The following is a 12765-nucleotide window of genomic DNA, read 5'->3' as shown; positions in this document are numbered from 1 at the left end:
GCATCCATTCTCTGGCTGGCGCTGATGGCAGCAGGCCCTGCCCTCGCGCAGACATCGGTCGCGCAGGCGCCATCGGTTGCACCTTCGCCTTCTACCTCTGCGACACCGGTCGCCGATCCTGTCTTCACAGCCTGCATAACCAGCCTGCGCGGCGCCGCCGAGAAGCAGGGCATCGCGACGGCCACGTTCGACACGTACGCGAAGGATCTGGCCGCCGACATGAGCGTGCTGGACCTGCTGGATGCACAGCCGGAGTTCACCACGCCACTGTGGGATTACCTGGCGGCGCTGGTCGACGACCAGCGCGTGGCGGACGGGCGGGCAATGCTGGTGACGCATGCGGACCTGCTGGGTCGTGTCTCGCAGGCGTATGGCGTGGATCCCGCCACCGTGGTCGCGGTATGGGGCGTGGAGAGCGACTATGGGCGCGTGTTCGGGAAGCGACCGCTGCTGGTGTCGTTGTCCACGCTCTCGTGCTTCGGTCGCAGGCAGGCGTTCTTCCGGGGCGAATTCCTGACCACGTTGAAGCTGCTGCAGTCCGGCGACGTGCGGGTGGAAGGATTGACTGGCTCGTGGGCCGGCGCGTTCGGGCACACGCAGTTCATGCCGAGCACTTACGAACGAATCGCCGTCGATTTCGATGGCGACGGTCGCCGCAACCTGATCGACAGCATTCCCGACGCGCTGGCATCGACCGCGAACTACCTGGTGAAGTCGGGTTGGCGCATCGGTGAGTCGTGGGGCCATGAGGTGACGCTGCCTGCCGGCTTCGACCTCGCGCAGGCAGGGCGCACGAACCGCAAGCCCCTGGCCGCGTGGGTCACGCAGGGCATCTCGCGCGTCGACGGACAGCCGTTGCCCGCCGATGATCGCAACGTGGCCATTCTGGTACCCACGGGCATCAACGGTCCCGCCTTCGTCGTGTTCAAGAACTACGACGCCATCTATTCCTACAACGCGGCCGAAAGCTATGCACTGGCCATCGCGCTGCTGGCCGATCGCCTGCGTGGCGGCACGGGGCTGGTGACGGCCTGGCCGACGGACGATCCCGGCCTGGGTCGGCCGCAGCGTCGCGAACTGCAGACGCTGCTGCTCGCGCGAGGCCACGCGATCGGCACGGCAGACGGCATGATCGGCACGCAGACGCGGCGCGCGATCGTCGTCGAACAGCAGCGCCTGGGCCTGCAACCCGCGGACGGTCGGGCCGGTGCGAAAATACTCGCTGCGCTGAAGGCGGAAGGGCCGCCCGTCGCGCCACCGGAGCCGCGAAAGCCGTGAGTGCATTACCCGAAGGCGTGACCCAGGAACGCTGGCAGGACATCGACGTGCTGCGGGTGGAAACCCCGATGTCCCTTGCTCGCGTCAGTCTGCACGGCGGGCAGGTGCTGTCGTTCGCACCGACGGGATTCGACGACCTGCTCTGGGTGTCGCCGACCACGGCGATGCCGCCGAAGGCGATCCGCGGCGGCGTGCCGGTGTGCTGGCCCTACTTCGGCCGGCAGGGACAAGCCGACGATGCACCCCAGCACGGTCATGCACGCGTATCGCGCTGGCCGCTGACGGACGTGCGGCGCGAGGCCGATGGCAGCGTCGTGCTCAAGCTCGCGTTGCCGCTGCGGGATGGCGTGCCGCTCGAGCTGATCCAGACCGTGCATGTCGGTCGCGACCTCCGGCAGAGCCTGGACACGCTCCATCGCGGCGAGGCGCCGGTCGTGCTGACCCAGGCGCTCCACACGTATTTCCGTGTGGCCGACGCGGCACAGGTGCGTGTCACGGGCCTCGATGGCCTGCGCTATGCGGACAAATACGACGGCGGCACGCACGTGCAAGCCGGTGACTGGACGCTGTACGACCCGCGCGATCCGGGCCGCAGCGACCGGATCTATACCGACATCGGCCATCGATTCGACCTCATCGATCCCGCCGGCCGCCGCCGCATCCGACTGGACACCTTCGGCAGTCGTTCGCTAGTGGTCTGGAACCCGGGCGACGCCGGTGCGGCCACCATCGCGGACATGCCCGGCGACGGCTGGCGGACCTTCGTCTGCCTGGAAGCCGCGAATGCCGCCGAAGACGCGATCGAACTGGAACCCGGCCAGCGCCATCGGCTGAGCCACGTGATCTCCGCAGCACCGTTGTAGGAGCGACGTCAGTCGCGACCCCACGTCCTACGCCGTCACGTCCTTCTTGGTCAGCGCGGTTTCTCGGACTCGACGGTTTTTTTGCGACGTGCGGGCTTTGCCGTCGCGACTGACGTCGCTCCCACAGGGGGACCACAAGGCGCGACATGCCCTACACTTGCGCACCTTTTCGCCGGTCCGCTCCGTGAACGCCGAAGCTCCCGCACACGCCGGCCGCCGCGCCGCCCTGATCTTCATCTTCGTCACGGTGCTGATCGACATCCTGTCGTTCGGCGTGATCATCCCGGTGTTGCCGGATCTGGTGAAGCAGTTCACCGGTGGGGATGCGGCGCGCGCCGCGATCTGGGTGGGTATCTTCGGCACGGTGTTCTATGCCATCCAGTTCATCAGTTCGCCGGTGCAGGGCGCGCTGTCCGACCGATTCGGACGCCGGCCGGTGATCCTGCTTTCGTGCCTGGGCCTGGGTGCCGACTTCGTATTGATGGCGGTCGCCGGCACCTTGCCGCTGCTCCTGCTGGCGCGAGTCTTCTCGGGTGTCTTCTCGGCGAGCTTCACGACGGCGAATGCTTACATCGCCGACGTCACCCCGCCGGAGCGGCGCGCACAGGCCTTCGGCATGATCGGCGCGGCGTTCGGCGTAGGGTTCGTCATTGGTCCCCTGATCGGTGGTGCGCTGGGGGACATCGATCTGCGTCTTCCGTTCTGGTTCTCCGCAGGGTTGGCGATGTTGAACTTCCTCTACGGTTGGTTCGTGCTTCCCGAATCGCTTGCGCCGGAAAAGCGGACCAGCCGCATCGATTGGAAGCACGCGAACCCCTTCGGTTCGTTGGTATTGCTCAAGCGCTACCCGCAGGTGCTCGGCCTGGTCGCCGTCGTCTTCATCGCGAACCTCGCGCACTTCGTCTATCCCAGCGTATTCGTGTTGTTCGCCGGCTACCGCTTCCAATGGGGTCCGAAGGAGGTCGGCTGGGTGTTGGCAGCGGTGGGCGTCCTGAGCGTCATCGTGAACGCCCTGCTGATCGGTCGCGTGGTGAAAAGACTTGGCGAGCGCAGGACACTATTGCTTGGCCTGGCATGTGGTGCGCTCGGTTTCGTCGTTTACGGGTGGGCACCAGTCGGTACCGCCTTCCTGCTCGGATTGCCCATCAGTGCGCTATGGGCGCTGGCCACGCCCGCGACACAGTCGTTGATCACGCGTGAAGTGGATGAGCGCGAGCAGGGGCGCATGCAGGGCGCGCTGATGAGTCTCGCAAGCCTGGCGGGCGTCATCGGCCCGATGATGTTCGCGGGGACGTTCGCGCTGTTCATCGGAAAATCCGCGCCCGCCCATGTCCCTGGCGCCCCGTGGTTTCTTGCTGCGATCCTGCTGTTCTGCGGCATGCTGGTGGGATGGCGATTTGCGCGTCCCAGGCCGCAGGCGCCGATGGCATGAAAGAAGGCCGCCCTGGGGCGGCCTTCTCCGTTGCGGGACAAGCGCGCTGGATCAATCGTTTTCGACGTGGATGATCTCGCCGGTGTTGGCGGCCAGGTGGATCTCGACGTCGTTGCCATCGGCACGCTCGGCCTCGGCCTTCCAGACGCCGTCGTCGAAGTCGACGTCATGGATCTTGGAATAGCCGGCAGCGGTCAGCTTCGCCTTGACGTCGTTCTCGCTGAGGTTGGACACCAGCTTCTCGGCCACGATGTCGCCGCTGGCCGGATTGATGCGCACGTCGACGCGGTCGCCGTTGGCGCTGGTCGCATCGGTTTCCCACTGGCCGTCCTCGAAATCGAGATCGTCGATGTTCGTGTAGCCCTTCTCGGTGAGCAGCGCACGCACCTGCGGCTCCTTCAGCGCGTCCTTGCCTGCGGTCGGCGCTGGCGCCTGCGCGAACGTGGCGCCGGACAGCGCGGCAAGCGCGGCGAGCGTCAACAGGCGATGGCGGTAACGGATGGTCTGCATGGAAATCTCCTATGGGATGGCGTGGACCGAATCCTGCCCACGCCCGCATCACCCCCAGGTGAATCCGTGCGGTTGAAAATGAACACTCCACGCCGCTTTCACCCGCATGAGCGGAATGCGAACGAGGCTCAGGTGCGGCGCAATACCAGCAGCGTCACCACGCCCGCGAGCAGGCCCCAGAACGCGGAACCGACGCCCGCGAGCGACAAGCCCGATGCCGTCACGAGGAAGGTCACCAGCGCGGGCTCGCGCTCCGCTTCCTCGCGCAATGCGGCGGCCAGGCTGTTGCCGATGGTGCCCAGCAATGCGATGCCGGCGATGGCGAGGATCAGTTCCTTCGGAAAGGCGGCGAAGAGCGCCGCCACCGTCGCGCCGAACAGACCGACGAGCACGTAGAACACGCCGGCCGCCATGGCGGCGACGTAACGACGCGCGGCATCTTCGTGCGCTTCGCGGCCCATGCAGATCGCCGCCGTGATCGCCGCCAGGTTGAGTGCGAACGCACCGAACGGGGCCAGCACCAGGTTGACCACGCCGGTCCAACCGACGACAGGCGAAATCGGAATCGGATATCCGGATGCGCGGATCACCGCCACGCCGGGGACGTTCTGCGAGGCCATCGTCACGATGAACAAGGGCAAGGCGATACCGAAGACCGCCGCGAACGAGAACGTCGGCGTGGTGAAGATCGGCTTCGCCAGTTGCAGCGACAGGCCGTCGATGCGCAGCAAGCCGAGCACGCCGGCGATCGCGATGCCGACCAGCAACGTCAGGATCACCGCGTAGCGGGGCAGCAGACGGCGGGCGAGCAGGTAGACCGCGAACATCGTCAGCACCATGCCCAGCTGCGTCTTCATCGACGCGAACGCATCGATGCCGAAGCGCAGCAGCACGCCGGCCAGCATGCCGGACGCCAGCGATACCGGGATGCGGCTGATCATCCGTTCGAAGAAGCCCGAGAATCCGCACACGGCGATCAGCAACGCCGACAGCAGGAACGCGCCGATCGCATCCGACAGCGGCAGCCCGGCGACGCTGCTGATCAGCATGGCCGCGCCGGGCGTGGACCACGCCGTCACCACCGGCATCCGGTAACGCAACGACAGGCCGATGCATGTCAGGCCCATGCCCAGGCCGAGCGCCCACATCCATGAGGAGATCTCTTCCGGCGAGGCGCCCAGCGACTGCGCCGCCTGGAACACGATCACGGCCGAACTGGCGAAACCGACCAGCACGGTGACGAAGCCGGCCGCGATGGCGGACAGCGAGAGATCCTTCAGCAGGTGGCGGGGTGGAGATTCCATGGAGCCGTTATTCATGTGGGAGCGACGTGAGTCGCGAACGCTTTCTCAGCCAACTCCGATGGGCATTTCACGACGTAAGAAGGATGGCGACGATCCGCCGCGCTTTCGCGACTTACGTCGCTCCCACAACAGCCGACTGGCGCTTTCCGACGGCCTCGCACCATCGCTTCGCCACGGCCAGCGACGTGGTGCACACCGCCTCGTCGGTCACCGTGGTCACGGCGCGCTCCAGCAACTGGATGTCGGCCTCGTGCTGGCGCGCCACGTGCGGATCCTCGAAGAAGATCACGCGTTGGCAGCGATGCTCCAGCACGCGGTCGGCGATCTGCGCGTCGCCACCGAGCGGACCGCTCTGGAAACGCTCCACCCAGGGCACGCCCTGCGGCCAGCCGCGGCTCCACGCCAGTTCGTTGAGGCGCAGGCCGGTGGTCCCGGTCGCCATGCGGTGCGCGAAACGGGACAGCACGTCGAAGTGTGCGTCGGCGAAGGCCAGCATCTGCGGCTTCATCGCATCGTGCGCGATCAGTGCCAGCGTCTGCGATTCCAGCGCATGGAATCGGTCCGCGCCGCGGTCGGGTGCGAAGCCGGCATGGATGCGTTCCATCTCGATCCAGTCGCGCGCCGAGGCCACGGTCGACAGGAACGGCTTGCCGTGGATCACGCACTGGCGCTTCAGCGCGGTGGCTTCGGGGAAGATCGAGGACGGATCGACCGGGTCGATGAAGTAGATCGCACCATCGAGGCTGCGTTCGGCGCCTTCCAGCCCGACGACTTCCGCCACCAGCTTCATCAGTCCGCCATCGCGGCCGTACGGATACCGCTTGAGCCCGTCGTAGCCGCGCAGCATGCCGGCGGCGGCGATCGCATCATGCGTGCGTCCCACCGCATGCAGCGCGAGTTGCAGGTCGCGGATGCCCGGTTCGCAGGCCCGCAGCCAGCGGAACAGCGCCGCGTCGTCGGTATGGTGGTGCAGGCGGTTGGCAGCGAGGCCCAGGCGCATCGTCGAGGTCACGAGGAGAGAGCCGCGAGTCTAGCGTAGGGCGGGCCCTGGCCCGCCACCTCTGTCGTCGTGCGTCAGCGCGTGTCCACGACACGCGGCAGCGTGCACCGTGCGCACCCTACGCCAGCAGCAGCGTCGCGATGCTGCCCGCCGCATCGCGTCCCTCGGCAACCGCGGTGACCACCAGGTCGGCGCCACGCACGGCGTCGCCGCCGGCGAACAGCTTCGGATGCGTGGTCTGGAACGGCAGGCGATCGCCGCCGCCGGCGACGATGCGTCCGTTCGGCGTGCCTTCCACGCCGACGTCGGCCAACCACGCCGGCACGGTCGGCGAGAAACCGAACGCGATGATCACCACGTCCGCTTCCAGCACCGATTCGCTGCCTTCGACCGGTACCGCGTTCTGGCGGCCGCGTTCGTCCGGCTCGCCGAGCTTCGTTTCGACCACCTGCACGCCGGCCACCGTGCCGTCGTCGCCGGCCACGATGCCGAGCGGCTGGCGATTGAACAGGAAGCGCACGCCTTCCTCGCGGGCGTTGGCGACTTCACGGGCGGAGCCCGGCATGTTGGCCTCGTCGCGGCGGTAGGCGCAGGTCACCTTCGCCGCGCCCAGGCGGATCGCACTGCGCACGCAGTCCATGCCGGTATCGCCGCCGCCGAGCACGACCACGCGCTTGCCCTGCAGGTCCGGCAGCTGCAGCTTGTCTTCCCAACCGGCGATCGCGCGGCCCCAGGGATCGTTGCCGCTCACGATGCGGCCGTTCTGCACCAGGAAGGGCAGGGCCGGCAGCACGCCGTCCAGGTCCTGGCCGGGCAGGCCGCCGTCGGTATAGCGGTAGGCGCCGGTGCCGAGGAAGACCGCGTCGTACTCATCCAGCAGCTGCGCGAGCGTCAGGTCGCGGCCGATTTCCACGCCCAGGCGGAATTCCACGCCCATGCCTTCCAGCACCTCGCGGCGCTGCGCGATGACGCTCTTGTCGAGCTTGAAGCTGGGGATGCCGAACTGCAGCAGGCCGCCGATCTGTTCGTAGCGGTCGTAGACCACGGCCTGGATGCCGGCGCGCGCCAGGCGGTCGGCGCAGCCCAGGCCCGCCGGTCCCGCGCCGATGACCGCGACGCGCTTGCCGGTCGGCTGCACGTCGCTCAGGTCCGGCCGCCAGCCATTGGCCAGCGCGGTGTCGACGATGTACTTCTCCACCGCGCCGATGGTGACCGCGCCGAATTCCTCCAGCGTGCAGCTGCCTTCGCAGAGGCGGTCCTGCGGGCAAACGCGGCCGCAGACTTCCGGCAGCGGGTTGGTGGAGTGGCACAGCGCGGCGGCTTCCTCGATGCGGTTCTCCTGCACCAGCTGCAACCACTGCGGAATCGCGTTGTGCACGGGGCACTTCCAGCTGCAGTAGGGATTGCCGCAGTCGAGGCAACGGCCTGCCTGGTACTGCGCTTCCTCCTTGCCGAACTTGCCGTACAGCTCGCCCCAGTCGCCGGACGTGCGCAGCTCCAGCGGGATGCGTTGCGGCATCGTCCGCGGCAGGTCGAGAAACTGGAATACCTGCTTCTTGCTCATGAGGACAGTACCTGCTTCCCCTCTCCCTTGATGGGAGAGGGTGGCCGAAGGCCGGGAGAGGGTGAGCCGGAGACCGTTGCGGCGAAGCGCCACGTCAGCGCATCGAGTGCACGGACGCAACGACACGCGTCGCTGCGCTCGCGCCCCCTCTCCTGCCCTGCGGGCATCCTCCCCCGCGAGGGGGGAGGAGAAAGGCGGAGCGCGCTCATGCTGCGCGCCTCAGGGTCTCGTTCAACGAATCGATGCTCGCGGCCTTCGGCTTCACCAGCCAGAACTTGCCCACGTAGTCGCGGAACTCGTCGAGGATCTGCTGCGCCCAGATGCTGCCGGTCAGTTCGCGATGGCGGCTGATCAGCGTGTGCAGGTGCTGGCGATGGCTCTCGAAGCCTTCCGGGCTGATGCGGTGGATATCGATCAGTTCGTGGTTGTAGCGGTCGACGAAATCGCGGTCCAGGTCGAGCACGTAGGCCAGGCCACCGGTGAAGCCGGCGCCGAAGTTCAGGCCCACCTTGCCCAGCACCAGCACGATGCCGTCGGTCATGTACTCGCAGCAGTGGTCGCCGGCGCCTTCGATCACCGCCAGCGCGCCGGAATTGCGTACGCCGAAGCGTTCGCCTGCGCGGCCGGCGGCGAACAGTTCGCCGCCCGTCGCGCCGTACAGGCAGGTGTTGCCGATGATGGGCGTGTTGCGCGCTTCGAAGCGCGCGCCGCGCGGCGGGCGCACCACCAGCCGGCCGCCGGCCATGCCCTTGCCCACGTAGTCGTTGGCTTCGCCCTCCAGCTCCATCTGCAGGCCGCCGGCGTTGAACGCGCCGAAGCTCTGCCCCGCGGTGCCGCGGAAGCGCAGGTTCAGCGGCGCATCGGCCATGCCCTGGTTGCCGTGCTGGCGCGCGATGGCGCCCGACAGGCGGGTGCCGATGCTGCGGTCGGTGTTGTGGATCAGGAAGCGATGGTCGCCGCCGCTCTTCTTGCGGATCGGCTCGGCGAGCAGACCATCGAGCTGCGTGGCCAGGCTGTCCGGCGATTCGTACAGGCGTTGCGCCGCGCAGCTGCTGCTGTCGAACTGCGCGCCCTTCAGCAGTCGCGACAGATCGACGTTCACGCCTTCGCGGGGCGATACGTCGAGTTGCTGCAGCAGGTCGGTGCGGCCGACGATCTCGTCGAGCGAACGCGCGCCGAGGTACGACAGCCACTGCCGCACTTCCTCGGACAGCAGGCGGAAGAAGTTCTCCACGCGCTCGGGCAGGCCGGTGAAGTACTGCGTGCGCAGGCGCTCGTCCTGCGTGGCCACGCCGGTGGCGCAGTTGTTGAGGTGGCAGATGCGCAGGTACTTGCAGCCGAGCACAATCATCGGGCCGGTGCCGAAGCCGAAGCTGTCGGCGCCGAGCAGCGCGGCCTTGACCACGTCCAGGCCGGTCTTCAGGCCGCCGTCGGTCTGCAGCACGGTGCGGTCGCGCAGCTGGTTCACCACCAGCGCGTGGTGCGCTTCGGCCACGCCGAGTTCCCAAGGCACGCCGGCATACCGGATCGAGCTCACCGGGCTGGCGCCGGTGCCGCCGTCGTGGCCGGAGATGGTGATCAGGTCCGCGCCGGCCTTCACCACGCCGGCGGCGATCGTGCCCACGCCCGCATGGCTGACCAGCTTCACCGAGACCAGGGCGGTCGGGTTGATCTGCTTGAGGTCGTAGATCAGCTGCGCGAGGTCTTCGATCGAGTAGATGTCGTGGTGCGGCGGCGGCGAGATCAGGCCGATGCCAGGCTTGGCGTAGCGCAGGCGCGCGATCAGCTCGTTGACCTTGTGGCCCGGCAGCTGGCCGCCTTCGCCGGGCTTGGCGCCCTGCGCGACCTTGATCTGCAGCACTTCGGCATTGACCAGGTACTCCGGCGTCACGCCGAAGCGGCCGGACGCGACCTGCTTGATCTTGCTGCGCTTCTCGGTGCCATAGCGCGCGGGGTCTTCGCCGCCTTCACCGGAGTTGCTGCGGCCGCCGAGCCGGTTCATCGCGATGGCGAGCGCTTCGTGCGCTTCCGGCGACAACGCGCCGAGCGAGATCGCCGCGGTGTCGAAGCGTCGCAGCAGATCGGTGGCATCGGCCACTTCGTTGATCGGCGTCGGCACCTCGGCTTTCTTCAGCTGCAGCAGATCGCGCAGTGCCGACGGCGGGCGCGAGTTCACGGCGTCCGCGTAGGCCTGCCAGTCGCGGGCGTCGCCGGTGCGCGTCGCGCGCTGCAGCGTCATCACCACGTCCGGGTTGTACATGTGGTACTCGCCGCCGTGCACGTACTTCAGCAAGCCGCCGACGTCCGGTGATTCACGGTCGTTCCACGCACGCGTATCGAGCTGGCGCGCCTCCAGGTCGAGGCGTTCGAACCCCACGCCGCCGATCCGCGATGGCGTCTCGGCGAAGCACAGGTCGACGACGTCCGGATCCAGGCCGACGATTTCGAACAGCTGCGCGCCGCGGTAGCTGCTGATGGTGCAGATGCCCATCTTCGAAATGATCTTCGACAGGCCCTTGTAGATGCCCTTGCGATAGCTGCGGCCGATCTGCGCCTGCTCGCCGCCCTTCTTGATCTGCAGGATGCCGCGCCGGCCCAGGTCGAACAGCGTCTGGTAGGCCAGGTACGGATACACCGCGGTGGCACCCACGCCGATCAGGCAGGCCATGTGGTGCGGATCGCGCGCGGTGCCGGTCTCGACGATCAGGTTGGCGTCGCAGCGCAGGCCCACGCGGCAGAGGTGGTGGTGCACGGCGCCGGTGGCGAGCAGCGCATGCGCCATCGGCCGGCCCGGCTGAGGGTAGCGGTCGGACAGCAGCAGCATGACGTCGCCGTCGCGCGCCGCCTGTTCGGCCTCGCGGCAGATCCGCTCCAGGCCCACCTTCAGGCCTTCCTCGTGCGAATAGGACAGGTCGATCAGGCGGTTCTTCTCGACGTACTGCGGCATCTTCAGCAACTGCCGCAGCTTGCGCTGGCTCAGCACCGGCGAATTGAGGATGACGTGGTTCACCGTCTCCGGGCCGGCGTGGAAGATGTTGGTCTCCCGGCCCAGCTGGGTGGTCAGCGACATCACGCAGTCTTCGCGCAACGGATCGATCGGCGGGTTGGTGACCTGCGCGAACGCCTGGCGGAAGTAGTCGTACAGCGGCCGCGTCTGCCGGCTGAGCACCGCCATCGGGGTGTCGTCGCCCATCGAGCCGGTGGCTTCCTGCTCGGTCTCGGCGAGCGGGCGCAGCACCTGCTCCACTTCCTCGGTCGAGAGCTGGAACAGCTTGTGGTAGCCGCGCAGCGTGCGTTCGTCGAAGGGTTCCTCGACCAGCGACGGATCGATCAGTTCGGTCTGCAGGTAGGTCACGCCCTGGTGCAGCCACTGCTTGTACGGCGCGCGGCCGCGGTTGATGCGGTCCACCGCTTCGCTGTCGAGCAGGTCGCCGCGGCGCAGGTCGATGGCCATCATCTCGCCCGGGCCGAGCTTGCCCTTGCGGGTGACGCGTTCGGCCGGCACTTCCCACACGCCGGCTTCGCTGGCGACGATGAAGTGGCGGTCGCTGGTCAGCATCCAGCGCGCGGGGCGCAGGCCGTTGCGGTCCAGCGTGCACGCGGCGTAGCGCGCGTCCATGGAGACGATGCCCGCCGGGCCGTCCCACGGTTCGGTATTGAGGCCGTAGAACTCGTAGAACGCGGCCAGATCGGCGTCCTTGAACTCCAGCGACTGCGTCGCCGGCGGCACCAGGATGCGCAGCGCCTGGATCAGCTCCATGCCCCCGGCGACCAGCAGCTCCAGCATGTTGTCCAGGCTCTGCGAATCGGAGCCGTGCATCGAGATGACCGGGTCGAATTCGCCGATGTCGAAGCGCGGCGTCTTCCACACCTTGCTGCGCGCCTGCGCCCAGCGGCGGTTGCCCTCGATGGTGTTGATCTCGCCGTTGTGCGCCAGCAGCCGGAACGGATGCGCCAGCGGCCAGCGCGGCAGCGTGTTGGTGGAGAAGCGCTGGTGGAACACCACCGCGCTGCTGGCCAGGTCGCTGCGCTGCAGGTCCGGGAAGAAGGTCGACAACTTGTCCGGCAGCACCATGCCCTTGTAGCCGATCGCATGCGGCGACAGCGTGACCACGTAGAAGTCGGGCACGGACGCGCGCAGCTGCTGTTCGGCCCGGCGGCGCGCGAGGAACAGCGCCAGCGCGAAGGCTTCGTCCTTCTGTCCTTCGTCGGCCTCGACGTAGAGCTGTTCGATGCGCGGCAGGGTGTCCTTGGCCAATTGGCCGCAGACGGCGTCGTTGGTGGGCGGCACGCGCCAGCCCTTCACCGCCACGCCGGTGCGGAACAGTTCGGCTTCGAGCGCGGCGCGGCATTGCGCGGCCTGCACCTCGTCGTGCGGCAGGAACACCAGGCCCGCGGCGAAGCGCGCGCCCAGTGCGATGCCGGATTCGGCGGCGAGCGCGCGGAGGAATGCCTCCGGCTTGCGGATCAGCAGGCCGCAGCCGTCGCCGGTGAGACCGTCGGCGGCCACGCCACCACGGTGGGTCATGCGCGAGAGCGCCGCGATCGCAGTGTCGACCAGCGCGCGCGAGGGCTGGTCGTCGAGCTGCGCGATCATGCCGAAGCCGCAGGCGTCGCGTTCGTCGTTCGGGTCGTAGAGACCCTGTTCAAAGCCGCCTTGGCGATTGCGAGGGGCCATGTCTTGCCTCAAACCGGAGTGACGGCGACACCGTGCCCTGCCCACGCAGCGGCACTTCGAAATGTCACCGGAAATCCGACTAGACCATAGATGTTGCGACGCCGCAACAACACCTATGGCGCACCACCTGTTGGTT

At 67.8% G+C, this 12765-nt stretch carries 8 protein-coding genes; 3 read left to right on the top strand and 5 right to left on the bottom strand.

Features of this window, described 5'->3' with window-relative positions; translation table 11 throughout:
* The first annotated feature begins 24 nt into the window (after positions 1 to 24).
* The 3 genes from Q0907_RS11185 to Q0907_RS11175 all read left to right on the top strand — a co-directional run bounded on the left by Q0907_RS11185 (position 25) and on the right by Q0907_RS11175 (position 3573).
* Positions 25 to 1278 (top strand): lytic murein transglycosylase, encoded by a 1254-nt coding sequence (locus Q0907_RS11185; protein WP_299345224.1) that lies wholly within the window; start codon positions 25 to 27, stop codon positions 1276 to 1278.
* The gene (locus Q0907_RS11180; protein WP_299344617.1) at positions 1275 to 2141 is read left to right on the top strand and encodes a D-hexose-6-phosphate mutarotase; all 867 of its coding nucleotides are present in this window, start codon (positions 1275 to 1277) and stop codon (positions 2139 to 2141) included. Before Q0907_RS11185 ends, Q0907_RS11180 begins: the two co-directional genes overlap by 4 nt.
* A gap of 157 nt (positions 2142 to 2298) precedes the next feature.
* Positions 2299 to 3573 carry a TCR/Tet family MFS transporter gene (locus Q0907_RS11175; protein WP_296278747.1) on the top strand — a complete coding sequence of 425 codons (1275 nt, stop codon included), beginning with the start codon at positions 2299 to 2301 and terminating at the stop codon, positions 3571 to 3573.
* Positions 3574 to 3624: 51 nt separating this feature from the next.
* Here the strand turns inward: Q0907_RS11175 and Q0907_RS11170 are convergent, their stop codons facing one another.
* The 5 genes from Q0907_RS11170 to gltB all read right to left on the bottom strand — a co-directional run bounded on the left by Q0907_RS11170 (position 3625) and on the right by gltB (position 12629).
* On the bottom strand, positions 3625 to 4083 hold the full coding sequence (locus Q0907_RS11170; protein ID WP_299344614.1) for a PepSY domain-containing protein: 459 nt from the start codon (positions 4081 to 4083) through the stop codon (positions 3625 to 3627).
* A 128-nt stretch (positions 4084 to 4211) separates the two neighbouring features.
* Positions 4212 to 5387 carry a benzoate/H(+) symporter BenE family transporter gene (locus tag Q0907_RS11165; RefSeq protein WP_299344611.1) on the bottom strand — a complete coding sequence of 392 codons (1176 nt, stop codon included), beginning with the start codon at positions 5385 to 5387 and terminating at the stop codon, positions 4212 to 4214.
* Positions 5388 to 5499: 112 nt separating this feature from the next.
* A complete protein-coding gene (locus tag Q0907_RS11160; protein WP_299345222.1) occupies positions 5500 to 6387 on the bottom strand; it encodes a methylglyoxal synthase in 888 nt (295 codons plus the stop codon).
* A 118-nt stretch (positions 6388 to 6505) separates the two neighbouring features.
* Positions 6506 to 7951, bottom strand: coding sequence for an FAD-dependent oxidoreductase (locus Q0907_RS11155; protein WP_299344609.1), 1446 nt, complete (start codon positions 7949 to 7951; stop codon positions 6506 to 6508).
* Between the two features lie 205 nt (positions 7952 to 8156).
* A complete protein-coding gene (gene gltB / locus Q0907_RS11150; RefSeq protein WP_299344606.1) occupies positions 8157 to 12629 on the bottom strand; it encodes a glutamate synthase large subunit in 4473 nt (1490 codons plus the stop codon).
* Positions 12630 to 12765: the final 136 nt, after the last annotated feature.

The organism is uncultured Pseudoxanthomonas sp. (assembly GCF_947498795.1).
Classification (GTDB): Bacteria; Pseudomonadota; Gammaproteobacteria; order Xanthomonadales; family Xanthomonadaceae; genus Pseudoxanthomonas_A.
Note: the sequence above shows the minus strand (reverse complement) of the source record. Positions and strands in the feature narration are given on the sequence as shown.

Coding starts and splice junctions, on each gene's coding strand:
- Q0907_RS11185 (WP_299345224.1), top strand. CDS start 25: ATGGCAGCAGGCCCTGCCCTCGCGCAGACATCGGTCGCGCAGGCGCCA.
- Q0907_RS11170 (WP_299344614.1), bottom strand. CDS start 4,083: ATGCAGACCATCCGTTACCGCCATCGCCTGTTGACGCTCGCCGCGCTT.
- Q0907_RS11165 (WP_299344611.1), bottom strand. CDS start 5,387: ATGGAATCTCCACCCCGCCACCTGCTGAAGGATCTCTCGCTGTCCGCC.
- Q0907_RS11160 (WP_299345222.1), bottom strand. CDS start 6,387: ATGCGCCTGGGCCTCGCTGCCAACCGCCTGCACCACCATACCGACGAC.
- Q0907_RS11155 (WP_299344609.1), bottom strand. CDS start 7,951: ATGAGCAAGAAGCAGGTATTCCAGTTTCTCGACCTGCCGCGGACGATG.
- gltB (WP_299344606.1), bottom strand. CDS start 12,629: ATGGCCCCTCGCAATCGCCAAGGCGGCTTTGAACAGGGTCTCTACGAC.